A 25,578-nucleotide genomic window follows, 5' to 3' on the forward strand; every position below is an offset into this window, starting at 1 on the left:
TGCATGCGGCCGACCGATGCGTGCCCATGCGGCTCCGGTGCACCGCTCGGCCGCTGTTGCCTGCCGCTGCACCGTGGCGAGAGCCCGGCCGGCACCGCCGAACAGCTGATGCGGTCGCGATACAGCGCCTACGCCGTCGGCGACCTTGACTACGTCTGGCGGACCTGGCATCCGCGCACCCGCCCCGACTCGCTCACTGCGACCGACGGACTGACCTGGATCGGGCTGGAGATCGTCGACACCGTCGATGGTCAGCCAGGTGACGAAACCGGCGTAGTGGAGTTCCGGGCGCAGTACCGACAAGGCCTTCGAACTGGGGTGTTACACGAGCGGTCTCGCTTCGCCGTGCGAGCCCGCCGCTGGTTCTACCTGGACGGGGACATCTTCGACTGACCAAATCCGCGCCCGAGCGCGGCCGCTGCTTTATGGTCGAGCCGTGCCCGAATTGGACCGTCGAAGCATGATGTTGATGTCGGGGCTGGGCCTGCTGGCCGCTGCGCTCCCGCTCCCCAGTGCACACGCGGAGGCCCCCTACCTGTTCCAGGACGACTTCGACGGACCGTCGGGGTCGGCCCCCAATCCCGCGAATTGGTCGATTCAGAACTGGCAGGACGACGTCTGGCCACCCGTCGATAGCCAGTACCGCGACGACCGGCGCAACGTCTTTCTCGACGGAAACTCCAACCTCGTGCTTCTCGCCACCCACGAGGACGACCAGTACTTCAGCGGAAAGGTGCGGGGAAACTGGCGAGTCCCCATGGGGCACACCTGGGAAGCGCGAGCCAAGCTCGACTGCTTGACCGCAGGTGCCTGGCCCGCGTACTGGGCGGTCAACGAAGACCCGCTGCCCGACGGCGAGGTCGACATCTTCGAGTACTACGGCAACCGCAGCTGGGCCCCGGGCACCACCGTCCATGCGGCATCGAACGGCAAGACGTGGGAAAGCAAGTCGATTGCCGGACTGGTCGACGGCGGCTGGCATACCTGGCGGATGCGTTGGGACGCTGACGGGTTCAAGTTCTGGCGCGACTATGTCGACGGCGCGAAGCCGTACTTCACCGTGCCGCCGAAGCCCATCCCCGTGCACGGCAACCCGACTGACTTGCGCTGGCCGTTCAACAATCCCGGTTATTGGCTGGCGCCGATGTTCACCCTCGCGGTTGGTGGACCGGGCGGTGGGGATCCTTCGCTGGGTACCTGGCCGGCGGCGATGCTCATCGATTGGATTCGAATCTGGTAGCGAAAGCTACTGCGGGGCAGTCGACTTCAGGTCTGCGCCGCTACCCGCCGCCGCTTGGCGCATCGACAATTCCTGCTTCATGCGCTCCGGGAGTCTCCGGCATCTCGTGCCGTCCACCGCCCGATCGGCGCTGAATGAACCACACGCCCACACCCACTGACACGACGGCGCCGACGATGATCGTGGGCCACATCAAGACTTGCGCCAGCCAGACCCGTCGTTGGGTTTTGACGACGCGCTGCTCGGCATGCCGAACTCGGGCGAGCTTGTTCATGTGTCCTCTAATGCCCACGATCCGCCGAGGGAAAACAGCCACGACGTGGAATCGGTACCGCGCCGGTGGGTACGATGGCGAGCCTTACTGGCAGCCGCCGGCCGGTGTGGTCACGAAAAGATTGTCGCCACCACTGGCATCGGCGTGCGAGCCGCAGTATGCGGTCGCCTCGTTGTTGCTGCCGTTGCCGGCGAACGCCACGCTGCCGCTGCCGTCTGCGATCGCCTGATTCCGGTCACCGCCGCTCACCGATGCCGTGCTGCCGTTGCTGGCATCGGCGATGTTGAGTTTTCCGCCGGTAATCGTTGCGGTACTGCCATTTTGGGCCGTGGCCACGGTGAAGAGCCCATCGTGCGCGATTGCCTGGCTACCGTAGTCGGCACTGGCGAAGTTCAGGATCCCGCCGGTCGCGTCGGCCGTGCTGTTGTGATCCGCCACCGCGAAATTGAAGAGGCCGCCGCCGGCGTTCGCGCTGCTGCCCGCGCCTGCCACCGCCAAATTGAATCCGGGATCCGATGTCGCCGTCGCGCTGCCGTACTGGACGACGGTGCGTCCGTTGAATGAGACGGCAAAGTCGGGCTTGGGCTGCGGATCCGCGGCCGCGTTCAGATGTGGGTGCCGCTTTGCACTGCTGCTCGAGTTCTCCGACGATGCCTGCTTGTGCGCGGCGCCGGTTCCGCTCGACGGCGCCGCCAGGGCGACAGGCGCCCCGATCACGAGGGCGACCACCGGCCCTCCAATGCATACGGCACAAATCTTTGCTGATATTGACGGGCTGATGCTCGATTTCACGATCCGGTCCTTAATATGCCGAGGTAGTACCCAACCCGGCTGTGACTGTAGCCACGTGTTGACGCCTAAGCAAATATATCCGTGCTTGCTGTGTTGTATTCAATTTTCACTCTGGCACCCGAGGGGCCAGATAAAGGACCTAGCGATGGATTCCGGTCGTGCGAAAGCGGCTCCGGTAGGAGCTCGGTGACACGCCTAATGCGCGGCGGAAGGTGCGGCGCATGGTGTCCGCCGACCCGAAGCCGGCCCGCCGCGCGACAGTTTCTTGACCGTGATCGCCGGTGGCCAGCAGTACTTTCGCCGCTTCCAATCGGGCCTGCTCAACGAATCGCGACGGTGTCAATCCGACCTGCTCGCGGAACATCCGAACCAGGTGCCGCTCGCTGACGGCGGCACGTTCGGCCATCGACGCGATCGAATGATCGGCTGCCGGATCGGTCACGACGGAGTCGAGTATCTCGCGAAGCCCGCGAGATACCGGCGAGGCCGCCTCGGTCCAGACGCTGAACTGGGCCTGGCCCCCGGGGCGTTGCAGGAACACCACCATCCAACGCGCCACCCGCCGGGCCACGTCGGGGCCGTAGTCGCTTTCGACCATGGCCAGACCGAGGTCGACGCCCGCGCTGATTCCGGCCCCGGTGATGTACGGGCCGTCCTGGACGAACAACGAATCCGGCACCACCTCGATCTCGGGGTAGGTGCGTGCCAACTCCTGGCAATGCGCCCAATGGGTGGTCGCACGGCGGCCTTCGAGTAAGCCCAGGGCCGCGAGCACGAACGCGCCGGTGCAGACCGAGGCCACCCTGCGCGCCCGCGGAGCCAGCTCGCCCACCATCTCCAAGGCCGATGCCACGACGTCCGGTGTCTGCTCTTCGGGGATGTCGTGCTCGCCGGGGGTGAAGCGGAAGTCCGGTGGCACCCCGCCCGGCACGATCAAGGTGTCGATCCGGTCCGGCACCTCGGCCAGCGGGACGTCGACTTTGAGCGTGACGAACGAGGTCGTGTTGACAGCTTCACCGGTCAGCGAGGCCAGGATCACCTGGTATCGCGCGCCGAAATCGTTTGCCCGCGCGAATATTTCAAGCGGCGCGGCTACATCTTGTAGCGTCACTTTGTCGTACAGTGCGAACACGACGATTTTGGGCGCCTGTGATCCCTGCGCATTCGCCGGTCGACGCCCTGCGGCGGTGGGCCGCTGTGAACTGTGCTCGCCTGACACCCGGTGCTGTCCTCTCGTGACCCATCCGAGGTGAAGTCAACGTAGCGGCCCCGGGGTGCGACGGCAACGCGAACAGTGGCACAGCACCGCGAAGTCCGGAATTGCGCGTTTCGTGTCCGGAGCTGACGGGCCGGGCAACCGTGCCGTAACGCGGCTGAAACCCTCTGGGCTGAGGCTGATTTCACCGTACTCCGCTCCGGTGCCGAAGCGAGTCATCAACCCTCGAAGAAGGTGGGCCATGGATTCTCGGACAGCCTTGACGCTGAGCATTGGCGTGCTCGGCGGCGTGGCAGTCGCGTTCACTGCCGAGGTCATCACCGTGCCGATCTGGGTGGTGTTCTTGGCGTGGGCTTCGTTCTTCTTCGTCGGTGGCGGCGTCGCCGGCTGGGTTCGGTCGGTCGCGTCGAACATCGTCGGCGTGATCATCGCCTCGGCCAGCCTCTACGCCGCCTACCTGATGGGCGGCAGCCTGCTGGTGACCGCAATCGCCGTGGGTGTAGGTAGCGCTGTCATGGTGCAGGCGTCGTGGGTGCCGCTGTTGGCCGCAACTCCCGCCGTCGTCGTCGGATTCGCCTCCACGGTGTCGACGGTCGCCGGCCGAGGCAACGACGTCACCGTCACCACCATCTCGCACCCCGGGCTCGTCGCCGCGGTGGCCTGCGTCCTCGGAGCGTCCTTTGGCCTGCTTTCCGAATACCTGGCAACCGCCATGACCAAGAAGTCGGTCGCAGACACCGCACCCCCGCACACGGAAGGAAGCCCGGCCTGATGAAACTGCAGCATTATCTCGGCGGCCTCGAAGGCCTGCCCGAGCCGTTGACCCTGGAGAAGCGGGTCTTCGTCGAGGAGTGGGAGAAGCGCATCTTCGGCATCCACGTCGCGATGATGGGCTTGTCGAACCATCTCGGTGCCGCGTTGCCGGGGTATCCCATCGACGAAGTGCCCACGGCCTTCGCAGACGAGTGGACGTGGGCCGACCTGCGTACCGGCGCTGAGGCGATGAACCCGTTCGACTACTTCAAGTTTCGCTATTACGAGAAGTGGCTGGGCGGCATCACCCAGTTCTTCATCGACAAGGGCTATGTGACCGAGGAAGAGCTCGCTGAACGGATGGCCGAGGACGGCTCGGGCACCGACGCCGACGACCGTCCGGCGATCGACGACCAGGTGATCGCCTATCTGCGCCTAGGGGACAGCCCGCGCCGTGACATCGCGCACCCGAAGTTCACGGTCGGCTCGCAGGTACGCATCACCAATGTTCCCGCTGACGCACATAGCCGGTTGCCGGGCTACCTGCGTGAACGCGTCGGCACCGTGGAACGCGTATTCGAGGGTGACTACGGCTATTTCACCCACACCGGCGACGGCATCGGCGACCCGATGCCGATTTACATCGTCGAATTCGATCCGGCCGCGATCTGGGGCCCGCGCGCCGAGGGCGGCCCACTGAAGCTCTACGCCGAGTTGTTCGAAGCCTATTTGGCACCGATCGAGGAGAAAGCATGACCGGACAGTTCGCCTACCCGCCCGACCGCGAAGAGATCAGCGCCAAGCAGGTGGCCGCACTCGAGGCGCTGCTCATCGAGAAGGGCGTCATCACACCGCAGACCGTGGACAAGGTGCTGGCCTACTTCGAGACCGAGATGACGCCGCTCAACGGCAAGAAGATCGTCGTAAAGGCCTGGACTGATCCCGAATTCGCTGCGAAGGTAGTGGTCGACACCCCGGCGGCCGTCGCGGAACTGGACCTGCCGGAGGGAATGGCCGGCGCCGAGGGCGAACACCTGCAGGCGGTGGCCAATACGGCCGGTGTGCACAACCTGGTGATCTGCACGCTCTGCTCGTGCTTCCCGTGGCCGGTGCTCGGCCTGCCGCCCTATTGGTACAAGGACCCGACGTTCCGGTCGCGGGCCGCCCGCGAACCGCGCAAGGTGCTCGCCGAGGTGGGCCTGGAGCTACCCGCCGACACTGAGATCAAGGTGTGGGACTCCAGCGGCCACTCCCGGTGGTTTGTCATTCCCGAACGTCCCTCGGGGACCGAAGATTTCACCGACGAGATGTTGATGGATCTGGTGACCACGGAGTCGATGATCGGAGTGGCATTGGCGGGTCCGACGTCATGAAGCTGCACGACACCTGCACCACGGATCAGGCCGCACCGCAGTTCGACCATGAGTGGCAGCGCCGCGCCTTCGGACTGGCGCTCGCGCTCTCGGAGTTCCGGCACTACCCCTGGAGCGAGTTCCAGGAGACTCTGATCTCGACGATCGGCGAGTGGGAAGGCCGGCCCGAATCCGAACGGGGGCAATGGGAGTACTACGACCACTGGGTTGCCACACTCGAGAAGCTCGTCGACCGCCACGAGCTCCTCACTGCGCCCCCGCTCACCGACGCCAACGATCACGCGCTCGCCCACGACCACGACCACTAGAACTGCGAGGACCTTTCGATGAATGAAGCCAATCCCACCCTCGGCGCGCCGCGTGTCGACCTGCGTGCCGCTGCGAACAGTCTCGCCACCCCGCTGCGGTTGGCCGTGCTGACGCTGCTGGCGCTGATCGTCTATTACTTCGTCGGGTACGACCAAGGTGCCGTGTCGGTGTTCGGTTCGGACACCCACATCCACGAGTTCGTGCACGACGCACGTCACCTGCTGGGGTTCCCGTGCCACTGACCGCCGAATTGCCCTCAGCTGTACGCTATCTCGTACCCGGTGTGATGGGCGGCATCGTCTGCTTCGCGTTCAGCCGGTGGCTCATCGCGCCGTTGATCTCCACCGCGGTGGCCTACGAAGGCGATCGCGAACACGCCGAGGCCGTGCTCGCCGGCGAAGCTCACGGCCATGGTCATGAGCTGTTCAGTCGCTCGGTGCAGGAGAACGTCGGTGCCGCTGTCGGGATCGTCGCCTTCGCCGTCGCGATGGGCGTGCTGTTCGTGGTGGCCTACACCGCGATTCGTTCGGCGATCGAACGACGCGGCGGCACGGCCGATCCCACGGGCCTGGCGCTGCTGTTGTCGGCGGGAATGTTCGGCGCGATCACGTTGCTGCCGGGCCTGAAGTATCCGCCGAATCCGCCCACCGTCGGTTTGGAAGAGACCATCGGCGCGCGAAGTTCGGCCTTCCTGACCATCACGGTCGCCTCGGTGATTGCGGCGTGCGTGGCAACAGCTGCCGGGTTGGCGTGGTCCCGGCGGTGGGGGAATTGGCCGGCGGCCGCGCTCGCATCCGGTGGCTATGGTGCGGTCATGCTGGCCGCTTGCACGGTGCTGCCCGGCTTCCACGAGGTGCCCGGCCCGCTCTCCGGACCGGACGGCATTCTGATCGAGGGCTTCCCGGCTCAGGTGCTGGCCGATTTCCGGGTGTATTCGTTGCTGAACCAGGCATTGATGTGGGCGACGATCGGCGTGACGTGGGCGCTTCTGTCCCGGCTGGCCGCCCGCAGCCGACGGCGCTCGTTCGGAATGGGTTATGTCGCAGCCTGACTGATCTAGTCGATCCGTCGTGCGACTCTGACTCCCAGAGCACCCAATTGCGGTGGCGCCCGCTCAGCTTCTGGCCTGCGCACGCGGCGGTGACTGTCGACGCGGGCGGTACCGTGTCCACCTTCCGCACCGGTGACACGCTGATCGCCACCGCCGACAGTGCCACCCATCAACTGACCATCACTCGCAACGGGGTGGTGGAGGTCCCGGTCAACTCCACCTACGGCTACAAGACGACGGTCTAGCTCGCCGTGCGATTCGATGACAGCGGCAACTTCGTGCACAGCGCTCCCTGGTCGGTCGACGATCAGGGGAAGCGCGACGTCAGTCACGGGTGCATCAACATCAGCCCGGCGAACGCCCGCTGGTTTTACGACAACTTCGGCGCCGGCGATCCCATCATCGTGAAAAACTCCACCGGCACCTACGCCAGGATCGACGGCTCGAGCGACTGGCAGCGATAGCGGCATAGCGTTCAGTTCGCTGACGGGGACCCACGCTGACAACAGATGCGGCAAAGTCTACGTTCACGGTCCTCTGGGTAATTTGCCAGAAGGCACAACGCCGGGAGCCGCGGGACCGGTCCAACGGTCCAAACACGGCCCATCCCTGTCGAATTCAATTTTTCCGCCCCGGCCATGGGGTAGGTTGCTCATGGGTCAGGGGTGACACGACGACGGGGAGTCAGTATGTATGCAGTCCCTCGGCCCTTTGTTGCCGCCACGGTGGCAGTGGTCGGAGCCGGCGCCATCGCGATCAGCCCGGCGGCCCCGGCGGCACTGGACATCCACGCGGCGCCCGCGATTCAACTCGCTGCCAGCACCGACTGGACGGACATCTTCACCAGGGCCGGCCAAGGCGCGCAGACGTTGTTCGACACCTGGCGAGAGGCGCCGGCTCCGGTACTGCAGCAGATCGTCGCCAACCAGATCTCCTACCTCAAAGAGCTGCCCGACTTCGCGGCCATCGCCAACCAGATCCAGACCCATCTCCGGGCCGCCCTCTCCGCACCGACCGCCCCCGATCTGAGCACCCTGGACAGCACTCACCGGACCTTCTACCAACTGCTGCCCGCGGTCCTGCAACTGCCTGGTGTCCCAGATCTGTTGCAGCTCAGCATTTCTCCCACCGGAAAGCAGCTCTTGGCCTTCTCGACCACCGCGCTGAGCGGTGTCGTACTCGGCATGGCGGGCCCGGTGCTAGGGCCCCTACTGGTGTTGGCGTCGAGCGTGGATGCGATCCGGGCGGAGCTCACCTCGCCGACACCCGATGTGGCTGCTGCGCTCAGCACGTTGACGAACATCCCGGCGGCGATGACCGACGCGTTCCTCAATGGCGGCCAGCATGTCGATCTCACGGCGCTGGCGCAGACGTTCGGACCGGCGATCGGGGTGAGCTTCCCGACCGGCGTGAAAGTCGGGATTGCGCTTGGCGGTCTGCTCAGCCCGGGTGGCTCGATCTTCAACGCGCTGGATTTCGCCTACGACAACGACCTGCTCGGCGTGCTGCACATCCACGTCCCGCTGGCGACGGGTAATCCGATCGGTCCCATCGGCGCCTTCATGGAGTTCACCCGTGCCATCGCGAAGTCCATCGGGTGGACCGCACCGGCAACTGCTGCGGCCGCTCGGAGCGCGGCCGCGCCGAGCGGTTTGGCGGCGGCCAACGAGGTGCCGAGGTCCGTCCTGGCCTCCGTGCCAACGCCAACCGTGACGACGCCGATCACGACCAAGGCGACCACGAATCGTCAGGTCAAGGCGAGCACGGGAAGTAATGTCGGGGCTCGCGGCAACACCGCCGCCAAGCGCACCCCGGCGGCAGCCGGGTCCGGCAAGGGGTCCAGCGCCCGGGCGAAGGCGCCGGCGAAAGCTGCAGCCGGGTAACCGCCGGTCAGTGATCCAAACTCGGTGGCCGGGCCTCGGCGCGCCAGGGCCACGTTTCGACCACACCGGGCGATGATACGGATGTGGCTGCTGATACCAATGTGACTAACCAGGAACCGCCGGTCGAGCGCCCGACATCGCAACCGGAGGCGTTCGCCCGGGCCGTGGCGGGTGAGCCGCCAGCCGAGCCGACTCCCGTGTCGCCGCGCAAGCAGCGGACATGGTCGATGCCGAAGTCGCCGATCACGCGTAAGCAGGCCGACGAACTCGGTCGCGCGGCGGTCAAAGCCGTGACCAGCATGGCCCGTTTCATCGCCGCGGTCGCCCGCAACACCGCGCTTGCCGTCACAAAGATCTGGCGGGTCATCGAAGGCGTACCGGCGGCCGTGCAGTTGTTCGGCGCCGCGGGCATCGGGATGCTGCTCGGTATCGTCGGCGCGATCACGCTGCACTCGACTGCGGGCTTGGTCTGCACCGTCGTAGTCATCCCGGTCTGCGCCGCAATCCTCGGTGCGCTCGGCCACCGCTGGTATCGCGGACTGGCCATCGACGCGACCGAGCACCACACGCCGGCCGAGCCGACCCCGTCCGACCTTCAGCGTTCGGTCGAGTACGTCGACAAGAAGCTGGCCCTGGCCCTCAACGCGTTCGGCACCGAGCAGCACCAGCAGGCGGTCATCGCGTTGTTCCAGGCCAAGACAGCGGTCGAGCTCACGCTGGGAACAGAGCAGGACCCGCCGAGCCATGTCGACCTGTCGCTTCGCGCGGACGACTATGCCCTGCGGCCGCGGATCCGTGCCGGCTCGACTTCTGCGCTATCGGAAAGCAATTCACTGGCGGCATCGTGACATGGGCAGCGATCACCGGTCAGGTCGCTCTCGTCGAGGACGACTACACGCTCGTCATCAACCGCGGCAGGGACGCCGGGGTGAGATCGGGCATGATCTTCGCAGTGCACTCCACTTCAGGGCCGGTGATCACCGATCCCGAATCCGGCCGGGAACTGGGCAGACTGAGCCGGGAGAAGCTGCGGGTCCGCGTCTTTGATGTGCAGCCCCTGTTCGCCCGTGCGCACACCTTCGTCGAGACCGACAGCTTCCACGGCCTGCTCCAGGTTCCGTTCGTCGCGTCTGACGGAGCTGTCACGATCGACGTCGGTGATTCGGTCGAATTGATCCATCGAGACGCAGCCGGAATCCACGCTGCCGCCCATTAGCTACGAAACGCGGTACAAACGCAGCAATAGCGGGTACTCCAGCGCGATGGTGAACCGTGCAACCGCCGCCGCAGCGCTCATTGCGGCACCCGTGGTCGTCCTCGCAGGCTGCAACTCCGCGCAGAACGGCAGTCCGCAGACATCTGGTACGACGACGTCGGGCTCCAGCGCCCAGACGATCAAAGCAGAACTGAAGTCTCCCGACGGCAAGCCCGTCGCCAACGCGACCATCGACTTCGCGAACGGGTACGCGACCGTGACGGTGGAAACCGTCACCGGAAGCACCCTGTCCCCGGGAAGCCATGGAATGCACATCCACTCGGTGGGTAAGTGCGAGGCCGACTCGGTCGCCCCGTCCGGTGGGGCGACGGGCAACTTCCTGTCCGCCGGCGGTCACCTACAGGTCGGCGGCCGCACCGAACACCCGGCGAGCGGTGACCTGACACCGCTGTTGATTCGCAAGGACGGTTCCGGGAAGCTCGTCGCCACCACCGACGCCTTCACCCTCGACGACCTCAAAGGTCCGCAGGGCAGCGCGTTGATCATCCATGCGGGTCCCGACAACTTCGCCAACATCCCGCAGCGCTACACCCACGACGGCGTGCCCGGGCCCGACGCCGAGACGCTGGCAACCGGCGACGCCGGCGCCCGAGTGGCCTGCGCGGTCCTGTCGCCCGCGAGTGCGAGCGCCTCCACATCCGTCACGACGAGTACGTCGACCGTCACCGAGACGACGGCTACTCAGGTGCCGCCGGCGGAGACAAGCCCGACCACGACGCCGTCGACCACACCCACCACCACCACCACGACGGTGAGTCCTACCACCGCGGTGACGACGTCGACAACGGTCTCGACCACAACGACGCCGGTCAGTCCTCAGCCCGCGGGGTGACGGCGAGCAGCGGGAGTTGTCTACCCGCTGCGATCGACATGCGCTGGCGGGCAAGAGCCGGCCATGCCTGCACTGCGCAGAACGGCGCGCACTGATGTTGAGCTGCGCTGGTGCCGACGTGCACGCAGCACTGCACCAGCCGCTCCTCGATCATGGTCGACATGTCCATGAACGGTTTGATTGTGATGCGAACGACCCGCTCGCCCAGCATTCGGCGAAGTTTGCGACGCCTCCCAGGCAGCGCCGACGATGCCAGGGTGAGCAGCGTGCTCATACCGAGATCGCAACTCTCGCAAATGGTTCGCCACACGTCGCCGATATCGGGGTGCGACAGCGACGACTGCTCCGAGAGCAGTCCGAGCAGTGATTCCTTGACCGCAACGCGAAGCTGCTGGGGAAGTTCGCTGTCGGCGATCCGGTTGGACACCAGCCCGAGTCTGGCCTTGAGGCCGTCGTGGCCGAGGAGCGAGACCAGTGAGCGCCACGCGCCGGCGTCGTCGCGGATCAGGTATCCGACCGAGCAGCAGTGCGGGTGCGAGCACGGTAATGCGGTCAGGTCGCGCCACGTCACCGCACCGTCGGTCTGCGGGCCGAGTCGCTTGAGCACCCCGGTGTGGGTGAGCCGGTCCAGCGGGTCGATGTGCCCGGACCGGCCGGAGCCGAACTGCGGCTGGATGCTGATCCCACCGACGTAGGGCGTGGCCAGAGCCAGCGCGACCATGTCTCCGATCTCGGTGTCGTTCACCCCGAGGGCGGCCGTCATCACCAGTGTCGTGAAGATCTCTCGCTGCGACAATCGTTGCAGCGCGCTGTGTTTCACCGAACGCAGATCCCCACCACGGTGATGGCGATGCGCCGTGTCCGTGAGACCGTCGTATTGCAGATAAACCTCCACCCGATCGCGATGCTCGGTCAGCAGATCGAGCAGGGCGTCGTCGTTCGCGATCCGAACACCGTTGCTGTTGACCAGTATTCGGGTGATCGGGCGAGAGGTCAGTTCGGCCAACAGCTCGGGCAGGGCCGGGTGCAGCGTCGGCTCGCCACCGGAGAGCATCAGCACGTCGAGGCGTCCGTTTTCGCGGGCCAGCCGCTGGTCGACGTTGGCGAGCACGTCGGCGACGGCGACCACGTTGCGCAGGTCCGGCGAGGAACCCGTGAAGCAGGTGGGGCAGCGCAGATTGCAGGTCTCGGCGATGTCTTCCAGCAGGATGCAGGTGTGCTGAGTCTGCATCTCCGGCAGTCCGCGCAGATACGCCGATGGGATCGGATCGAAATTCCCCGCCACATCGGGGGTATGAGCCTTGGTCGGCGCGGTCCACTCCTCCAGATAGCGCAAGATCTCCGGATCTTCGTCGTAAAGGGTGCTCACCAAACCGTGCGTCGCGCAACCACGCTCGAGCCACACCCGCTCGTCGCGCTCGACGAGCCGGCCGCTGAGGCGGCCGACATCGGCCAGCGACTTCTCTGGGGCCTCGTCGTGGCAGGACGGGCAGAAGGCGGTGACGTATCGCAACAGCCGGTCGCCGCGCAACCCCATCCCGGCGGTCACGTGTACAGCTCGGGGTTGAGACCCGTGCAGAATCCGACGGAGACGACGGACAGCACCGCCCAGCCGATCATCAGGCCGAGGCCCAGTCCCTTGCCGTTGGCCTTCGCGGTGGCCAGCAGTACACCGCCCCCGCCGAAAGCGATGAGCGCCAACACCACTGCGCCTAGGACTACTGTGCCGTGCCCACGCCCGTTGGACATGGCCAGTACTGCGAAGCCGATGACGAAGTTCAGCGGCATGTACAAGAACGCGCCGAGGAACGCCATACCGACCGAGATGCGCGGGGTGGGTGGCTGCCACGGCGGCGGCACAGGTGGCGGGTAGTCGTACTGACCCGGCGGCCGATACCCCGGCGGGGGCGGGTATCCCGCGGGCGGCGGTGGGACGCCGTCTCCGTTCTCGTCATCGCCCGGTGGGGGAGTCGTCATGCGGGTACCTCCTGGCGCTGCGCTGGGAAGCGATAGTAGCCGCGGCGGTGGCCGTACCACGTCCGAACACCGACGAGGGCAAGCGACGGTAGTAGAAACCATTGCGGCCGAGTCAGATCCAGCCACACGGTCTGGTTGGCGCGGGTGAACTCGACGAAGAAGCGGAACACGGCGTACGCCGCGACATAGATGACGAACAACTCGCCCGGCCTGGTGATGCGGGACCTCAGCCACATGAGCGCGGCGAAAGCCGCCAGCTGGAAGGCGATCTCGTACAGGAACGACGGGTGCATCGCCTGGCCGGTCAGGCAGCCGGGGCATTCGGGTGTGCTCGCGGCGGCGTGTACACCCCAGGGCAGGGACGTGGGTCGACCGGGCGCCTCGGTGAGATGACACCCGATCCGGCCGACGGCCATCCCGAGCGCCACCGCCGGTGCGAACAGATCGCCGGTCTTGCCGCGGTATCCGCCCAGGCGTTTGGCGATCAGCACCCCGGCATATGCCCCGAGCAGGCCGCCGAGAATGCTCTTGGAGCCGTACTCCCAGGCGCGCGCCAGGGTGGGGTTGGCGGCGAAATCCAGGTGACGTGCCCAGCCGGAGAGGCGCATTCCGATCGCGCCGCCGACCAGCGCCCCGGCGACCGCGACGAGGGACTGGTCGTTGACGGCCCCTCGCCGTCGCGCCTCGACCATGAAGACGGCCATCGCCGTCACCACCCCGAGGCCGACGAACAGACTGTGCACCGGCACCGCCACCGGTCCGACATGCCATTCGGGGACCATGTGCCAAAACCTATCGGCAATTGTGCGAACGTGACATGTGATTGCCCGGCGAGCGGTTCGGCGCGGACCATCGCGCCGGGGTGCACGATGGAATAACGTGACATATCACGTAGTTCTTCTGGCCATAGGTCCCACACATCGAGGAGCAATCATGGGTCAACTCAGTGGAAAGACAGCCCTGGTCACCGGAGGCACATCAGGCATCGGTCTGGCGACCGCGCAACGCCTTGCAAGCGAAGGCGCGCACGTCTTCCTGACCGGACGGACCCAGGAGCGGGCCGATGCGGCAGCAGCCTCGATCGGTGACGGCGCGAGCGGAGTCGCGGCCGATGTCACCGATATCGCCGCCCTCGATCGTCTCGCCGACGTGATCCGGCAGCGCGGCGGCGGCGTGGACGTGATCTTCGCCAACGCGGGCGGGGGCGAGTTCGCGACTCTGGAGGATGAGACACCCGAACACCTGGCCGACACCTTCACCCGCAACGTCGGCGGCACGGTCTTCACCGTGCAGAAGATGCTGCCCCTACTCAACGAAGGCGCGTCGATCGTGCTCACCGGGTCGACGGCTGCCAGCCGCGGAGTGCCCGCATTCGGTGCCTATGCCGCATCCAAGGCCGCGATCCGCTCACTGGGCCGGACCTGGGCGGCGGAGTTGGTCGGCCGCAAGATCCGGGTCAACACGGTGGTGCCCGGTCCCGTCGAGACACCGGGGCTCAAGGGACTGGCGCCCAGTGGTCAGCACCAGGCACTGCTGGACGGCGAGGCTGCGACGGTGCCGATGGGCCGCGTCGGCGCCCCTGCCGAAATCGCCTCTGTGGTGGCATTTCTCGCCTCCGACGCGAGCAGTTTCATGACCGGATCCGAGATCTTCGTCGACGGCGGGTCCGTTCAGGTCTGATCCGGGCTCGGCAAGGTTCCCTCGCGCAGGATGCTGGTGTAGACCACCGCGAGGATGTCGGCCAACTGCTCGTCCTGGCGGGCGTCGAGGTCGGAGAAGAACAACGTGCGAACCCGCTCGGCGTGAAGCGGGGCCGCCGACCGCAGCGTGTTCCAACCCGCGTCGCTGAGCAGCACGTCGGTGGAACGGCCGTCGGTGTCCGATCGCACGCGCTCGACCAGTCCGCGTCCGGACATCCGTTGAAGGTGGTGGGACAACCGGCTGCGTTCCCAGCCGATCGTGGTCGCCAGCGCGGTGAGTTGAGTCCGCCGGCCCGGTGCCTGCGACAACGCGTTCAGCACCGTGTAGTCGCTGAGCGACAAGCCGCAGTCGGCCAGTAGTTGCCGGTTCATCTCGTATTCGAGCCGGTGGTACACCCGCATGTAGTTCAGCCAGGTCCGCTGCTGGGATGCGTTGAGCGGATAGTTCTTACGGTGTGCGGCCACGCGTGGTGCTCCTGCCTGGAAAAATGTGACGTGTCACGCATCTCAAATGTACTCGCACCGCGTTCAGCGACGTTTCACAACGTGTCCAGTCCGTGGTGACACACTCACCGAATGGATATCGAGTCCAGCGATACCGCCGTCGTCGTCATCGACCCGCAGAACGACGTGCTGAATCGTGGCCAGTCCCCACAAGATGTGGGGACCCCAGACCACCGAGCAGGGGTTCGAGGTGGCGCTGATCCGCGACGCCACCGCGGGGCCCCGGCGCCCGGCCAGAGGTGACGGCTATCAGGCAGCGCTGGTCAATTACGCGTTTCTGGCGCACGCTGTGCTGAGTACCGCCGGCGTGGTGGCAGCCATGGCGGTTTCGACGGAAGGCGCGACGTGACGGAATCCCGACCACCGTTCCCACGCTTCGACTACTACACCGCGGTGCAGAAGGTGCAGGCCGCCCAAGACAACGATGTCGCCATCGCCGAATCTGGACGACGCTACTTCGAGCCGCGGCTGGAAGACGAACGAGGCCTGGATATTCCGCTGCGGTGAACCCGAGCTGGTAGGGAGACTTTCATGAGTAAGCATTACGCGTCCATCGCCTTCACCGACGATGTCCGCGCCGTCCAGAGCGACCACGGCAGCGACGCGTTCTACGGACGCAAGATCGTCGCCGGTAAGGCCACCCCGGGACGCGACTCGCTCACCGAGGACGAGAAGGACTACCTGAGCGAGCGGGACGGCTTCTATCTGGCGTCGGTGTCGGAGACCGGGTGGCCGTACGTTCAGTTCCGCGGCGGCAAACCGGGATACATCCATGTCGTGGATGACCACACCATCGGGTGGGCCGACTTCCGGGGCAACCTGCAATACATCAGCACCGGCAACATGACTGGTGACGACCGGGTGGCGATCATCGTCCTCGACTACGCTCACCAGCGCCGGCTGAAAATCTTCGGGCATGCGCGCATCGTGACGGCCGCCGAAGACCCGGAATTGCTGAAATACTTGACCGACCAGACCGACGACTCGGTGGTCGAGCGGGCTGTCCTCGTCGACGTCCAGGCCTACGACTGGAACTGCCAGCAGCACATCACCCCGCGCTTCAGCACGGCGGAACTCGAACCCGCTGTGGAGCCACTGCGCGCCAAGCTGGCGGAGCTGCAGGCTGAAAACGACCGTCTGCGTGCCCAACTCGACGACCGTAAGGAGTGATCACCGATGGCGAGCCTGGTTTCGGTCAACGTGGGACTCCCCAACGACGTGCAGTGGAACGGGCGCACCGTGCACACCGGCGCCTGGAAGGCGCCGGTGTCTGGTCCACGGATGGTGCGCCGGCTCAATATCGACGGTGACGGCCAGGGTGATCTCGGTGGCCACGGCGGAGAGAACCGTGCCGTACTGGTGTATCAGGTTGCCTCCTATGAGTATTGGGCCAATGAACTCGGTCGAGACGACCTGCGGCCGGGTGCATTCGGAGAGAACCTGACCGTCGATGGGCTTCCCGACGACGAGGTCTGCATCGGTGATCGGTACCGGATCGGCGATGTCGTCCTGGAGGTGACCCAACCCCGAGTCACCTGTTATCGCGTCGGAATGCGGCTGGGCGAACCGCGAATGGCCGCGCTGTTGGTGTCGCATCACCGGCCCGGGTTCTATTGCCGGGTGCTGGCCGAAGGTGAACTCGCGGCGGGCCAGGAGGTGGTCAAGATCTCCGACGGTCCGCAACAGGTGAGTGTCGCCGAGATCGATGCTCTGCTCTACCTTCCCGGGCATCCCGGCGACGCCCTGGAACGCGCTCTCGCCATCCCGGCGTTGAGTCCGGGATGGAAGGCTTCGCTGCAAAGCCTGTTGGAGCAGGACTCGGCAACCGGCAACACGGGCCTGACCGGAGTGGCGCCACCACCGCCGGCGTGGCCGGGCTTCCGCACGCTGAAGGTGACCGCGGTACGCGACGAGAGCCGCCATGTCCGCTCGGTGTCGCTGGCTGACCCCAACGGCGAGCCGTTGCCGAAATGGCTTGCCGGCCAATCGATCGTGCTGCGGGTCTCGGTCGGCCCCGATGGGCCGTCGCTGGTCCGTAACTACTCGTTGTCCAATGAGCCGGGCATGCCGCAATACCGCATCGGCGTGAAGCGAGAACCGATGGGCGTGGTCAGCGCGTACATCCACGATCATCTGACGGTCGACGACCTCATCGAGGTGGCGGCGCCGCGGGGGAGTTTCTTCCTCGACGACAGCCCTCAACCGGTGGTCCTGATTTCGGCCGGTGTCGGGGTGACACCGGTGTTGTCGATGCTGCACGCACTGGCCGAGCGCGGCTCCCAACGGCCCATCTGGTGGCTGCACGGCGCGCATGACGGCACCGAACTGCCGTTCGCCGCAGAGGTTCGAGAGCTGCTGAACCGGCTGCCGCACAGCAAGTCTCGGATATTCTTCAGCAGCCCGGGCCCTAGCGATCGCTCGGGTGTCGACTTCGATGAACGGGGCCGGCTGACCGCGCAGGCGTTGAGCGCCCTGGGCCTGCCGAGTCAGGCGCAGGTGTTCGTGTGCGGGCCGGAACGATTCATGGACGCGGTGAGCGGGGCCCTTATCGCGTCGGGTGTCGACGCCCTCAACATCCACTCCGAGCGGTTCGGCGCCCACACGGCGATCACGCCCGGCATCGCAGCGGCCACCTCCCGCCCGCCTCACCAACCGGAGGGTCCGCCCGGTCCAGGCCCCAGCGTGCAATTCGCACGAAGCGCGCTGTCGGCTTCGTGGCGGCACACCGACACCAGCCTGCTCGAGTTCGCCGAAGCCTGCGACGTGCCCACCCAGTGGTCGTGCCGCACCGGCGTCTGCCACACCTGCGAGACAGCGCTTCTCGCCGGCCGGGTCCGCTACGAGCTCGACCCGCTGGAACCGCCGGCCGAAGGAAACGTACTGCTGTGCATCGCCGCACCGGCCGAGGACGTCGTCGTCGACCTGTAATCGGTCAGGACTTGGTGAGGTAGCGCTGCCAGCGCCGCTGGACGGTGGTCGACGCCGGCCCGTCGGCGGGCCGCAGCGCATCGGTCATCCGGGTCCGGACGGTCGCGGTGTCGAAGTGGGTTCCGATTGCCACGAGGTGGTTGTCGGATCCCGGCGGGAGGGTGCTTCGGGCGACGTGCACAGCAGGCCCGACGACGTTGACCACAAAGCCCTGCACGGCGGTGCGGTGTCGCACCGCCACCCGGCCCTTCATCCGGTACACCCCTGCGGGTGGGAATTCGAGCAGCTCGAGCAGCCGCCCCGGGTCGATCGGCTCGGCGGCAGTCACCGTCACCGACTTGGCGTGCACATGGTCGTGCTCGCCGAACGCTTCCTCGAACAGCGCATCGCGAAACGACAACTGGCCGGTCTCGTCGGTCGCCGCGGCGACGTCGTACAGCAGGGCCGGATCGATGCTTCCGTTCGTCGCCCCGATGACGTGGGCACGTGAATTGCGTTCGCGTACCCGGGCTTCGACCCGTGCCAGAACCGTATCGTGGTCCTCCGCCGGAACCTGATCGAGTTTGTTGACCACCACCAGCGTTGCCGCGCCGTACCGGGCGGGGGCCACGCCACCGCGGTCGACGGTCTCGAAGTGCTGTACAGCGTCGACCACATCGACGACCCCGCCGTCGCGAACTCCGCCGATCTCGCTGAAGCCGATGATGCGGGCCAGTGCCGCCGGATCGGCCAGCCCGCTGGCCTCCACGATGATGGCGTCCAAGCGCAACTTGGGGTCCGCGAGCCGGGCCAGCGCAGCGTCCAACTGGCCGTCGTCGGGAAGGCAGCAGATGCAACCGCCGGCGATCGAGGCGGGCTCGTCGATTTGCCCGCTGATCAAGCCCGCGTCGACGTTGATCTCACCGAAGTCGTTGATTACCACCCCGATCCGAGCCTGCGGGGTGCGCAACACGTGATTGAGCAGCGTCGTCTTACCCGCGCCCAGATGACCGGTGAGCGCGATCACCGGGATCGTTGCACCGCTGACAGCCCGGGACACCACGTTCCAGATGGTGCCATACTCGGCCGCACCCCGGCTCGTCGCTTCCTGCCGCGTTTGCTGGAAGTTATGAATATCCACATCGCAGCGGGCAAATGCCGAGGCCGTCGCGGTGCCGGTTCCGCAACGCCCTGCATGGTGTCCGGCCGTCTCGGCGCCTCGAACATTGCTGGGCGAAACACCCTCTCAGGCAGTGGCTACCTCGCTGGTGGCGGGCTAAAGTGCTCCAGGCAATCGCATTAGCCGGTCCGTTTCGCGACACTGTTGCGCAGCGCCGCGGGACCCATGTCAGGACCGGATCGTGTCGTTTGCTGTGTAGAAGCGGCCGTGCGCGGGGGCGCGCGCCGTGGTCGTCTCGAGCTCGGGGGGAACAATCGTCACCGATGGGCAAGCGCTGACTGCCCGCGGACGGGTGTGGGTCGGCCGTGCCATCGTGGTGGCGTTGACTGTGCTACTCCTCACGATGTTCGGACACCCGCCGGCGAACGCCGTCGTGATGTGGCATCCCAAGGCTGCGTTGCTGCCCACTCCGTGGACCAAACTGGTCGGGCCCGAGAACGCGCTGCCCGACTACCCCCGTCCGCAGATGAGACGGGCGTCCTGGATGAACCTCAACGGTGTGTGGGGTTACATGGGTCGGTCAGCGGGATCGGTGTTGCCCGCGCCTCCCGCGCCGAGCGCCTACCGCGAACAGATCCTCGTCCCCTACCCGGTCGAGTCAGCCCTGTCCGGCATCGAGCGTCACGATGACGAGATGTGGTACCGCAAGGTGGTCAGGCTGCCGAGCAACTGGGTGGGGCAGCACGTGCTGCTGCACTTCGGTGCGGTCGATCAGATCGCGACAGTCTGGGTGAACAACCAGGAGGTGGCCCGACACGAAGGCGGCTACACCGAATTCAGCGTCGACATCACCCGGGCGCTGCACCTGCCCGGTCCCCAGGAGATCACCGTCCGCGTTGAGGACCGCAACGACGCCAATCCCTTTCCGATCGGTAAGCAACGCAATCGACCGAAGGGGCTGTTCTACACCGGCGCGTCCGGGATCTGGCAGACGGTCTGGATGGAGCCGGTCCACGCCACCTACATCAACAAGGTGGACATCAGCACCAGTCTGACCGGTATGAACGTCACGCCGCGCATCGCCGGGACGAAGGGTCAGCGCGCTGTGGTGTTCGTCGTCAAGCCCGACGGTGGCCGGGTGGTGGCGGTCGGCTCCGCCGGAGCAGGCGACACCATTCGCCTTCCGGTACCCGAACCGCACCTGTGGACACCCGACGATCCGTACCTGTACGACCTGAAGGTGGCGCTGGTCGATCCGTCGGGCAAGGTTGTCGACGCGGTCGCCAGCTATGCCGGTCTGCGGACGATCGGGACGATGCCCGATGCGCAGGGCCGGCCGCGAATCGCGTTGAACAACAGGATCACGTTCCTGCACGGCCCGCTCGACCAGGGGTACTGGCCGGACGGTATCTACACCGCGCCCACCGATGACGCGCTCAAGTCGGACCTGCTGCGGATCAAGGATCTGGGCATGAATTTCGTCCGTAAGCACGGCAAGGTGGAACCCGCGCGCTGGTACTACTGGGCGGACAAATTGGGGCTGATGGTCTGGCAGGACATGCCGTCGCTGGATGTGTCGTTGGACATCCCGGTGGGCCCCGCGCCGGAGCCGTCTCCCGCCGCGAAGGCCAACTTCGAAAAAGAGCTGCTGGCAATGATCGACCAGCTGCGCAGCGTGACGTCGATCGTCGGCTGGGTGCCGTTCAACGAGGGCTGGGGAGAATTCGACACCGCCCGGATCGCCGGCCTCACGAAGGCTGCGGACCCCACTCGGATGGTGGACGCCAACAGCGGGGTGAACTGCTGCAAGTCGCGTGGTGACACCCTGGCCGGCGACGTCTACGACGACCACACCTATGTCGGTCCTGGCGAACCTCAGATCCACGACGACCTGATGAAGGCACACTCGAAAGGCCCCGTCCCGGTGGACAATCGGGTGCGCGTCGACGGCGAATACGGTGGGCTGGGACTGGTGCTCGACCAGAATCGCTGGCCGGGGCGACCGGAAGCGTACGAAATGGCCGACAGCCCGGCGCGGCTCACCGAACGGTATGTCCAAGTCAGCCGAAGATTGGAAGACATCGTCCGCAGGACGGGTCTGTCCGGGGCGATCTATACCCAGACCACCGATGTCGAGAACGAGGTCAACGGCTTCCTGAGCTATGACCGCTGGCAGGTCAAGATGCCGATTGCCGTTGTGGCCGAACGTAATCGCGCGGTCATCGCCGCGGGTACCCCGGGGGTGGCGCAGCAAGACGTCCGCCGGTGACGGCGATTGCCATGTCGAACGTCTCGGTGTGGTCTACCGTGGTCCGATGCCGTATCGACGTAGCTTCGGACTCGTGGCCGGGATCGCCGCGGCGCTGATCACCGGTGCGAGCGGTATCGCACAGGCCGCACCGCCCCCGCCGAGCCCGGATCAGGCCAGCGCCGAGTGGACGGTCACCGACGGCTATTTCGTCAAGCAGATCGGGTGTACCCCCGAGACGCCGGGCGATCCGCAGTCGATCACCTGGGATCCGCCCGGGTTCATCCCGGGCCTCGGCGGGCAGGGAATGATCAACGACGCGAATCCGGCTCTGGGCGGACATTTCTCGGCCCGGTGGGACCCGGCGCCCGGCTTCTGGGATGTTCAGTACGAATTCTGCTGAGCAAGCAGCCGATCCGCGCTGCGGATCGCCAGGGCCGCCCCGGCCAGCGTGGGATTGACGGCCAACGAGTTCGGAATCACCCCCACGGTGGCCAGGTAGAGATTGTCGGTGTTCCAGACTCGCCCGAATTCGTCGGTGACGCAGGTGCCGTCGTCGCTGCGGCCCATCCGGCAGGTACCCATCACGTGAGCGAATCCCAGCGCCATCCACTGCGGCTCCAAACCTGATCGGAAGCGGCCCAACGCCCCTGCCAGCGTGTTCTGGTCGGCAAGCGCCGCCGCCATCCGCACCTGATCTGCCTCGCGCAGCGGGACATCGAAGCGCACGGTCCCGTCGTCGCCGATCGTCATCGTGTTCTCGGGATGGTTGTCCACCGGACAGAACGACTGCATCTCGACGAGCCGGTCGGACGGAATGTCGATGTCCGGTGGTGACGGCGGCACCGGGTTGGTGTCGCGCAAGATCATCGTGTTCCACGGGGCGGCCGGGGTCGGGGGGATCCACAGGCGAGGGGGCACATCGTCGGCACCGCCGCACAACTGCCGGTCGAGCACCAGCTGCGAGTAGAGCACCGGATGGTAGGTGAGGCGCTTGCCCATGGCCTGCGGGCGAATTCCCGACCGATGCAGCAGGATCGGGGTGTCCAATGCGCCGGCAGCCACCACCACCGCGGAGGCGTCCAGCGTCGTGCCGTCGTCGAGTTCCACCGCCGACACGCGGCCCCGGTCGACGATGACCCTGCGGACGGCGGCGTGCTCGATGCGCACCCCGGTGCCGGCCAGGATGTCGCCGGTCGCGACATAGTGGATAGTGGCGGGATCGACGAGATGACCGGCCATGGGCTGTTCGCGGATCTCGCGGCCGGCCGCGACGAGCAGCGGCCGCAGTCGGTGCGAGATGCGCTGCTGGCGAACGGATCCGGCGAATGTATCGGCTGCCACGCCCAGATAGCGTTGGGCCACGTCGAGGTAGTGGTCCCACTCGCCGGCCGCAACCAGCTCGCCGCGTTCGAACAGGGCCGGCCGCGGGCAGTTGTTGGTCCACAACACGCCTTGGCCGCCGACCGCCGCGGACACCGACGCGCCCGGCAAGCCCCTCGCCGGAGCGGCCTCGTCGAAATAGCGGAGCCGCGAGGCGATTGCCTCGAAGTAGGAATCCGGGTCACGGTGAAACCGGTCCTGATTGCGGACGTGATGCCCAGGCGGATCGGAGATCGGCGGACCGGCTTCCAGGATCGTCACCGGGCAGCCGTCCTCGGCGAGCCGGCGCGCGACGACAGCCCCGATCGGGCCGCTGCCGATCACCATCACCGGGCTGGTCACCGCGCCGCGCTCTACTGGTCGCGCGACGCGAGACCGGCGGGGGCGTGCCCGATGGCCCGGTGGATGGCGTCGGCCAGTGCCAACGCACTCTCCTCGGTCAACTCCAGTGCCACGCGGGCCGCGGGTCCCAGGGCCGGATTGAGCACGTCGATGTTCACCGTGTGGGTGTACGGCGCGTGCACCGGGTGGTCGACGTAGACGGTGGCCCGGTCGGCGCCGAACCATCCCGTCGCGCCCTTCCCGCTGCCCTCGATGACCACACGTTCGGTGAGATAGGTGCACATGAGATCGGAGACCTAGCCTTTCAGGTGGGTGGCAAAGAAGGCGTCGATGCGTCGCCACCCGTCGACGGCGGCATCGACGCGGTAGGCGGGCCGGTCGACGGAGAAGAACGCATGCCCCGCGCCGTCATAGCTGTGGAACTCGTGCAGCTTGCCGAGCCGGGTCAGCTCCGCGTCGAGGGTCGCCACCGCTTCTGGCGTCGGGAACCTGTCCTCGGCCCCGAACAGCCCGAGCATCGGGGCGCTCAGGCTCGGAGCCAGGTCGAGGATCGGCTTCATCGCCTTGGGCATTCCCTCCGGCGGATCCTCGACGATGAACGCGCCGTAACAGTTGACCGCGGCGTCGAACGGCAACGAACATGCCGCCAGGAACGCGTGACGGCCACCCGAGCAATGACCGATCACGCCGAATTTCCCGTTCGCGCCGGGCAGCCCGCCGAGATGGGCGACCGCACCGGCCACATCGCCGACGAGGCGCTCGTCGGGTACACCGCCGGCGGCCCGGGAGGCGGCCGCGGCATCGTCGGGATCGGCGCCGGGCGCTTCCCGCGAATACAGGTTGGGGCACACCACGTGGTAGCCGCTGACGGCGAGCCGACGCACGAACTCCTTGGTCTCCCGGTCATAGCCGGGCATGTGGTGGATCCACACGAGACCGCCGCGCGACCCGCTGGTCAGCGGCCCGGCCCAGTAGGCCTCGATCTCGTCGCCGCCGTGTCCCTTGATCGTGATGGTCTCCGCGCGGATCGCGTCCGAGCCCGCTCGTGTCATCGCACCGCTCCTTGGTTGAGTCTCCCCGCCGCTGGTTTACCCGCCCCACCGCTCGTCATCATGGAAGGTGACGTGATCCACGGCAAGGGAGTCCCATTGTGAGTACCGCATCCGAGCAGCCGGCGACTGATTATCCACAGGTGGCTGCGGCCCGCGGCCGGATAGAACCGTCGCCCCGGCGGGTCCGCGGCTTCCTCGGCACGCAGCTGATCTTCGATACCACAGCGGCCCGGTATGTCTGGGAGGTCCCGTACTACCCGCAGTACTACATCCCGCTGGCCGACGTGCGGTCGCAGTTCCTGACCGATGAGGACCATCCGCAGCGCGTGCAGTTCGGTCCGTCGCGCACATGTGCCCTCACTGCCGGGTCGCAGACGCACCCGTCGGCGGCGCGAGTGTTCGACGCGGGAGAGGGGCCGGTCGCCGGCCTGGTCCGATTCGACTGGGCAGCGCTGAGCTGGTTCGAGGAGGACGAGCCGATCTATGGCCACCCCCGCAACCCCTACGCGCGGGTCGATGCGCTGCGCTCCCACCGTCATGTCACAGTGGAATTCGACGGCGCCGTGCTGGCGGACACCCACAGCCCCGTTCTGCTGTTCGAAACCGGTTTGCCGACAAGGTATTACATCGATCGCACCGACGTCGCGTTCGAGCACCTGGAGCCGTCGGACACCCAGAGTCTGTGCCCGTACAAGGGCGTCACCTCCGGCTACTGGTCGGTGCGTGTCGGTGACACCCTGCATACCGACATGGCCTGGACCTACAACACCCCGCTGCCTGCGGTCGCCCCGATCGCGAACATGATCGCCTTCTACAACGAGAAGCTTGACATCAGCGTCGACGGCGTCGAGCTGCCCCGCGCGCACACGCACTTTTCTTAGCATTCGGGGGACCGATTCGCGGCGCCCGGCCTGACCTCAGTCGTCGGTGACGGTCAACGTCACATCGATGTTGCCGCGGGTGGCGTTCGAATATGGGCAGACCTGATGCGCCTTGTCCGCCAGCGCCACGGCCGTCTCATGGTCGACGTTGGGCAGCACGATCTCCAGCTCGACCGCCAAGGCAAAGCCGCCGGCGTCATTGCTGCCGAGTGAAACCTTTGCTCCCACAGCTGAATCGGAGACATCGGCCTTCTCCTGCCGGCCAACGAGCCGCAATGCGGAGTGATAGCACGCGGCGTAGCCAACAGCGAACAGCTCCTCGGGGTTGGTTCCGGTACCCGTGCCGCCGAGCTCCTTCTGGATGCTCAGATCGACATCGACCTTGCCATCGGAGGTACGGCCGTGCCCGTCGCGGCCATCACCGGTGGCCAGCGCTTCAGCGGTGTACAGAACCTTCATTTTTCG

General features: G+C 66.4%; 32 protein-coding genes and 1 pseudogene. 21 read left to right on the forward strand and 12 right to left on the reverse strand.

Going from position 1 to position 25,578, the window contains the following annotated elements; genetic code table 11:
• Window positions 1–3: 3 nt before the first annotated feature.
• Both Y900_RS17860 and Y900_RS17865 read left to right on the forward strand, forming a co-directional pair.
• A complete protein-coding gene (locus Y900_RS17860) occupies window positions 4–393 on the forward strand; it encodes a YchJ family protein (protein ID WP_036343573.1) in 390 nt (129 codons plus the stop codon).
• Window positions 394–445: 52 nt separating this feature from the next.
• Window positions 446–1,240 carry a glycoside hydrolase family 16 protein gene (locus Y900_RS17865; RefSeq protein WP_036347129.1) on the forward strand — a complete coding sequence of 265 codons (795 nt, stop codon included), beginning with the start codon at window positions 446–448 and terminating at the stop codon, window positions 1,238–1,240.
• Window positions 1,241–1,280: 40 nt separating this feature from the next.
• Here Y900_RS17865 and Y900_RS17870 read toward each other — a convergent pair whose 3' ends face one another.
• From Y900_RS17870 to Y900_RS17880, 3 genes are all read right to left on the reverse strand, one after another.
• On the reverse strand, window positions 1,281–1,514 hold the full coding sequence (locus tag Y900_RS17870) for a hypothetical protein (RefSeq protein WP_051660127.1): 234 nt from the start codon (window positions 1,512–1,514) through the stop codon (window positions 1,281–1,283).
• A gap of 84 nt (window positions 1,515–1,598) precedes the next feature.
• Window positions 1,599–2,306, reverse strand: coding sequence for a hypothetical protein (locus Y900_RS33095; protein WP_131536207.1), 708 nt, complete (start codon window positions 2,304–2,306; stop codon window positions 1,599–1,601).
• A 139-nt stretch (window positions 2,307–2,445) separates the two neighbouring features.
• On the reverse strand, window positions 2,446–3,444 hold the full coding sequence (locus tag Y900_RS17880) for a GlxA family transcriptional regulator (protein ID WP_036347134.1): 999 nt from the start codon (window positions 3,442–3,444) through the stop codon (window positions 2,446–2,448).
• A 319-nt stretch (window positions 3,445–3,763) separates the two neighbouring features.
• Between Y900_RS17880 and Y900_RS17885 the strand changes: the two genes are divergently transcribed.
• From Y900_RS17885 to sodC, 11 genes and pseudogenes are all read left to right on the forward strand, one after another.
• Window positions 3,764–4,294 carry a DUF1097 domain-containing protein gene (locus Y900_RS17885; RefSeq protein WP_036343576.1) on the forward strand — a complete coding sequence of 177 codons (531 nt, stop codon included), beginning with the start codon at window positions 3,764–3,766 and terminating at the stop codon, window positions 4,292–4,294.
• Window positions 4,294–5,031: a nitrile hydratase subunit beta gene (gene nthB / locus Y900_RS17890; RefSeq protein WP_036343578.1), complete on the forward strand. Its 738-nt coding sequence runs from the start codon at window positions 4,294–4,296 to the stop codon at window positions 5,029–5,031. The genes Y900_RS17885 and nthB overlap by 1 nt, the downstream gene beginning before the upstream one ends.
• A complete protein-coding gene (gene nthA / locus Y900_RS17895; protein ID WP_036343579.1) occupies window positions 5,028–5,648 on the forward strand; it encodes a nitrile hydratase subunit alpha in 621 nt (206 codons plus the stop codon). The genes nthB and nthA overlap by 4 nt, the downstream gene beginning before the upstream one ends.
• Entirely contained in the window at window positions 5,645–5,956 is a 312-nt protein-coding gene (locus Y900_RS17900; protein ID WP_036343581.1) for a nitrile hydratase accessory protein, read from the forward strand. The genes nthA and Y900_RS17900 overlap by 4 nt, the downstream gene beginning before the upstream one ends.
• Before the next feature lie 18 nt (window positions 5,957–5,974).
• Complete coding sequence (locus Y900_RS17905; protein WP_036343583.1) at window positions 5,975–6,199, forward strand: CbtB domain-containing protein; 225 nt, start codon at window positions 5,975–5,977, stop codon at window positions 6,197–6,199.
• Entirely contained in the window at window positions 6,190–7,008 is an 819-nt protein-coding gene (locus tag Y900_RS17910) for a CbtA family protein (protein WP_081845155.1), read from the forward strand. Before Y900_RS17905 ends, Y900_RS17910 begins: the two co-directional genes overlap by 10 nt.
• 41 nt (window positions 7,009–7,049) lie before the next feature.
• Window positions 7,050–7,472, forward strand: a pseudogene (locus Y900_RS31005) (L,D-transpeptidase); the annotation flags it as partial.
• Between the two features lie 225 nt (window positions 7,473–7,697).
• Window positions 7,698–8,891, forward strand: a complete 1,194-nt coding sequence (gene gjpA / locus Y900_RS17920) for an outer membrane porin GjpA (protein ID WP_131536209.1) — start codon at window positions 7,698–7,700, stop codon at window positions 8,889–8,891.
• Window positions 8,892–8,974: 83 nt separating this feature from the next.
• A complete protein-coding gene (locus Y900_RS17925) occupies window positions 8,975–9,739 on the forward strand; it encodes a hypothetical protein (protein WP_036343585.1) in 765 nt (254 codons plus the stop codon).
• Window positions 9,736–10,107, forward strand: coding sequence for a hypothetical protein (locus Y900_RS17930; RefSeq protein WP_109751090.1), 372 nt, complete (start codon window positions 9,736–9,738; stop codon window positions 10,105–10,107). Before Y900_RS17925 ends, Y900_RS17930 begins: the two co-directional genes overlap by 4 nt.
• 46 nt (window positions 10,108–10,153) lie before the next feature.
• A complete protein-coding gene (sodC, locus tag Y900_RS17935) occupies window positions 10,154–10,999 on the forward strand; it encodes a superoxide dismutase[Cu-Zn] (RefSeq protein WP_036343586.1) in 846 nt (281 codons plus the stop codon).
• Here the strand turns inward: sodC and Y900_RS17940 are convergent.
• The 3 genes from Y900_RS17940 to Y900_RS17950 are packed head-to-tail and all read right to left on the reverse strand — an operon-like array spanning window position 10,977 to window position 13,758.
• Window positions 10,977–12,536, reverse strand: coding sequence for a radical SAM protein (locus tag Y900_RS17940; RefSeq protein WP_036347143.1), 1,560 nt, complete (start codon window positions 12,534–12,536; stop codon window positions 10,977–10,979). The two genes, sodC and Y900_RS17940, sit on opposite strands and share 23 nt — an antisense overlap.
• 8 nt (window positions 12,537–12,544) lie before the next feature.
• Window positions 12,545–12,976 (reverse strand): hypothetical protein, encoded by a 432-nt coding sequence (locus tag Y900_RS33100; protein WP_237752589.1) that lies wholly within the window; start codon window positions 12,974–12,976, stop codon window positions 12,545–12,547.
• Window positions 12,973–13,758, reverse strand: coding sequence for a prolipoprotein diacylglyceryl transferase (locus tag Y900_RS17950; protein ID WP_036343587.1), 786 nt, complete (start codon window positions 13,756–13,758; stop codon window positions 12,973–12,975). Before Y900_RS17950 ends, Y900_RS33100 begins: the two co-directional genes overlap by 4 nt.
• Window positions 13,759–13,909: 151 nt before the next feature.
• Here Y900_RS17950 and Y900_RS17955 point away from each other — a divergent pair, with 151 nt between their 5' ends.
• Window positions 13,910–14,656 carry an SDR family NAD(P)-dependent oxidoreductase gene (locus Y900_RS17955; protein ID WP_036343590.1) on the forward strand — a complete coding sequence of 249 codons (747 nt, stop codon included), beginning with the start codon at window positions 13,910–13,912 and terminating at the stop codon, window positions 14,654–14,656.
• Here the strand turns inward: Y900_RS17955 and Y900_RS17960 are convergent.
• On the reverse strand, window positions 14,647–15,141 hold the full coding sequence (locus Y900_RS17960; protein ID WP_036343592.1) for a MarR family winged helix-turn-helix transcriptional regulator: 495 nt from the start codon (window positions 15,139–15,141) through the stop codon (window positions 14,647–14,649). The genes Y900_RS17955 and Y900_RS17960 overlap by 10 nt on opposite strands.
• Window positions 15,142–15,316: 175 nt before the next feature.
• Here Y900_RS17960 and Y900_RS17965 point away from each other — a divergent pair, with 175 nt between their 5' ends.
• From Y900_RS17965 to Y900_RS17975, 4 genes are read left to right on the forward strand one after another with little or no spacing between them, the layout of a single operon-like run.
• On the forward strand, window positions 15,317–15,529 hold the full coding sequence (locus Y900_RS17965; protein ID WP_036343593.1) for a hypothetical protein: 213 nt from the start codon (window positions 15,317–15,319) through the stop codon (window positions 15,527–15,529).
• Window positions 15,526–15,687, forward strand: a complete 162-nt coding sequence (locus Y900_RS32790) for a hypothetical protein (protein WP_192827526.1) — start codon at window positions 15,526–15,528, stop codon at window positions 15,685–15,687. The genes Y900_RS17965 and Y900_RS32790 overlap by 4 nt, the downstream gene beginning before the upstream one ends.
• 24 nt (window positions 15,688–15,711) lie before the next feature.
• Window positions 15,712–16,350 (forward strand): pyridoxamine 5'-phosphate oxidase family protein, encoded by a 639-nt coding sequence (locus tag Y900_RS17970; protein ID WP_036343595.1) that lies wholly within the window; start codon window positions 15,712–15,714, stop codon window positions 16,348–16,350.
• A 6-nt stretch (window positions 16,351–16,356) separates the two neighbouring features.
• The gene (locus tag Y900_RS17975) at window positions 16,357–18,108 is read left to right on the forward strand and encodes an MOSC domain-containing protein (RefSeq protein WP_036343596.1); all 1,752 of its coding nucleotides are present in this window, start codon (window positions 16,357–16,359) and stop codon (window positions 18,106–18,108) included.
• A gap of 4 nt (window positions 18,109–18,112) precedes the next feature.
• On the opposite strand, the gene Y900_RS17980 is transcribed toward Y900_RS17975, so the two are convergent.
• A complete protein-coding gene (locus Y900_RS17980) occupies window positions 18,113–19,150 on the reverse strand; it encodes a CobW family GTP-binding protein (RefSeq protein WP_237752590.1) in 1,038 nt (345 codons plus the stop codon).
• 460 nt (window positions 19,151–19,610) lie between these two features.
• Here Y900_RS17980 and Y900_RS17985 point away from each other — a divergent pair, with 460 nt between their 5' ends.
• Window positions 19,611–21,476, forward strand: a complete 1,866-nt coding sequence (locus tag Y900_RS17985) for a glycoside hydrolase family 2 protein (RefSeq protein ID WP_051660419.1) — start codon at window positions 19,611–19,613, stop codon at window positions 21,474–21,476.
• Window positions 21,477–21,522: 46 nt separating this feature from the next.
• Window positions 21,523–21,858: a hypothetical protein gene (locus Y900_RS17990; protein WP_036347153.1), complete on the forward strand. Its 336-nt coding sequence runs from the start codon at window positions 21,523–21,525 to the stop codon at window positions 21,856–21,858.
• Here the strand turns inward: Y900_RS17990 and Y900_RS17995 are convergent.
• The 3 genes from Y900_RS17995 to Y900_RS18005 are packed head-to-tail and all read right to left on the reverse strand — an operon-like array spanning window position 21,840 to window position 24,232.
• Entirely contained in the window at window positions 21,840–23,180 is a 1,341-nt protein-coding gene (locus Y900_RS17995) for an FAD-dependent oxidoreductase (protein ID WP_237752591.1), read from the reverse strand. The genes Y900_RS17990 and Y900_RS17995 overlap by 19 nt on opposite strands.
• Window positions 23,181–23,191: 11 nt before the next feature.
• Window positions 23,192–23,464, reverse strand: coding sequence for a DUF6295 family protein (locus Y900_RS18000; protein ID WP_036343599.1), 273 nt, complete (start codon window positions 23,462–23,464; stop codon window positions 23,192–23,194).
• A 12-nt stretch (window positions 23,465–23,476) separates the two neighbouring features.
• A complete protein-coding gene (locus tag Y900_RS18005) occupies window positions 23,477–24,232 on the reverse strand; it encodes a dienelactone hydrolase family protein (protein ID WP_036343601.1) in 756 nt (251 codons plus the stop codon).
• Between the two features lie 98 nt (window positions 24,233–24,330).
• Here Y900_RS18005 and Y900_RS18010 point away from each other — a divergent pair, with 98 nt between their 5' ends.
• A complete protein-coding gene (locus tag Y900_RS18010) occupies window positions 24,331–25,113 on the forward strand; it encodes a DUF427 domain-containing protein (protein WP_036343603.1) in 783 nt (260 codons plus the stop codon).
• A 36-nt stretch (window positions 25,114–25,149) separates the two neighbouring features.
• Here the strand turns inward: Y900_RS18010 and Y900_RS18015 are convergent, their stop codons facing one another.
• Window positions 25,150–25,572 carry an organic hydroperoxide resistance protein gene (locus Y900_RS18015; RefSeq protein ID WP_036343605.1) on the reverse strand — a complete coding sequence of 141 codons (423 nt, stop codon included), beginning with the start codon at window positions 25,570–25,572 and terminating at the stop codon, window positions 25,150–25,152.
• Window positions 25,573–25,578 lie beyond the last annotated feature (6 nt).

The organism is Mycolicibacterium aromaticivorans JS19b1 = JCM 16368 (genome assembly GCF_000559085.1).
In the GTDB taxonomy this organism is placed as follows: domain Bacteria; phylum Actinomycetota; class Actinomycetes; order Mycobacteriales; family Mycobacteriaceae; genus Mycobacterium; species Mycobacterium aromaticivorans.

Bases quoted from the DNA above. Each gene is read 5' to 3' on its own strand.
- Y900_RS33100 (WP_237752589.1), bottom strand. From the start codon at position 12,976: ATGACGACTCCCCCACCGGGCGATGACGAGAACGGAGACGGCGTCCCA.
- Y900_RS18005 (WP_036343601.1), bottom strand. From the start codon at position 24,232: ATGACACGAGCGGGCTCGGACGCGATCCGCGCGGAGACCATCACGATC.
- Y900_RS18015 (WP_036343605.1), bottom strand. From the start codon at position 25,572: ATGAAGGTTCTGTACACCGCTGAAGCGCTGGCCACCGGTGATGGCCGC.
- Y900_RS17990 (WP_036347153.1), top strand. From the start codon at position 21,523: ATGCCGTATCGACGTAGCTTCGGACTCGTGGCCGGGATCGCCGCGGCG.
- gjpA (WP_131536209.1), top strand. From the start codon at position 7,698: ATGTATGCAGTCCCTCGGCCCTTTGTTGCCGCCACGGTGGCAGTGGTC.
- Y900_RS17870 (WP_051660127.1), bottom strand. From the start codon at position 1,514: ATGAACAAGCTCGCCCGAGTTCGGCATGCCGAGCAGCGCGTCGTCAAA.
- nthA (WP_036343579.1), top strand. From the start codon at position 5,028: ATGACCGGACAGTTCGCCTACCCGCCCGACCGCGAAGAGATCAGCGCC.
- Y900_RS18000 (WP_036343599.1), bottom strand. From the start codon at position 23,464: ATGTGCACCTATCTCACCGAACGTGTGGTCATCGAGGGCAGCGGGAAG.
- Y900_RS17975 (WP_036343596.1), top strand. From the start codon at position 16,357: ATGGCGAGCCTGGTTTCGGTCAACGTGGGACTCCCCAACGACGTGCAG.
- Y900_RS17905 (WP_036343583.1), top strand. From the start codon at position 5,975: ATGAATGAAGCCAATCCCACCCTCGGCGCGCCGCGTGTCGACCTGCGT.
- Y900_RS17985 (WP_051660419.1), top strand. From the start codon at position 19,611: ATGTTCGGACACCCGCCGGCGAACGCCGTCGTGATGTGGCATCCCAAG.
- Y900_RS17900 (WP_036343581.1), top strand. From the start codon at position 5,645: ATGAAGCTGCACGACACCTGCACCACGGATCAGGCCGCACCGCAGTTC.
- Y900_RS17885 (WP_036343576.1), top strand. From the start codon at position 3,764: ATGGATTCTCGGACAGCCTTGACGCTGAGCATTGGCGTGCTCGGCGGC.
- sodC (WP_036343586.1), top strand. From the start codon at position 10,154: ATGGTGAACCGTGCAACCGCCGCCGCAGCGCTCATTGCGGCACCCGTG.
- Y900_RS17940 (WP_036347143.1), bottom strand. From the start codon at position 12,536: ATGGGGTTGCGCGGCGACCGGCTGTTGCGATACGTCACCGCCTTCTGC.
- Y900_RS17950 (WP_036343587.1), bottom strand. From the start codon at position 13,758: ATGGTCCCCGAATGGCATGTCGGACCGGTGGCGGTGCCGGTGCACAGT.
- Y900_RS17860 (WP_036343573.1), top strand. From the start codon at position 4: ATGCGGCCGACCGATGCGTGCCCATGCGGCTCCGGTGCACCGCTCGGC.
- nthB (WP_036343578.1), top strand. From the start codon at position 4,294: ATGAAACTGCAGCATTATCTCGGCGGCCTCGAAGGCCTGCCCGAGCCG.
- Y900_RS17970 (WP_036343595.1), top strand. From the start codon at position 15,712: ATGAGTAAGCATTACGCGTCCATCGCCTTCACCGACGATGTCCGCGCC.
- Y900_RS17955 (WP_036343590.1), top strand. From the start codon at position 13,910: ATGGGTCAACTCAGTGGAAAGACAGCCCTGGTCACCGGAGGCACATCA.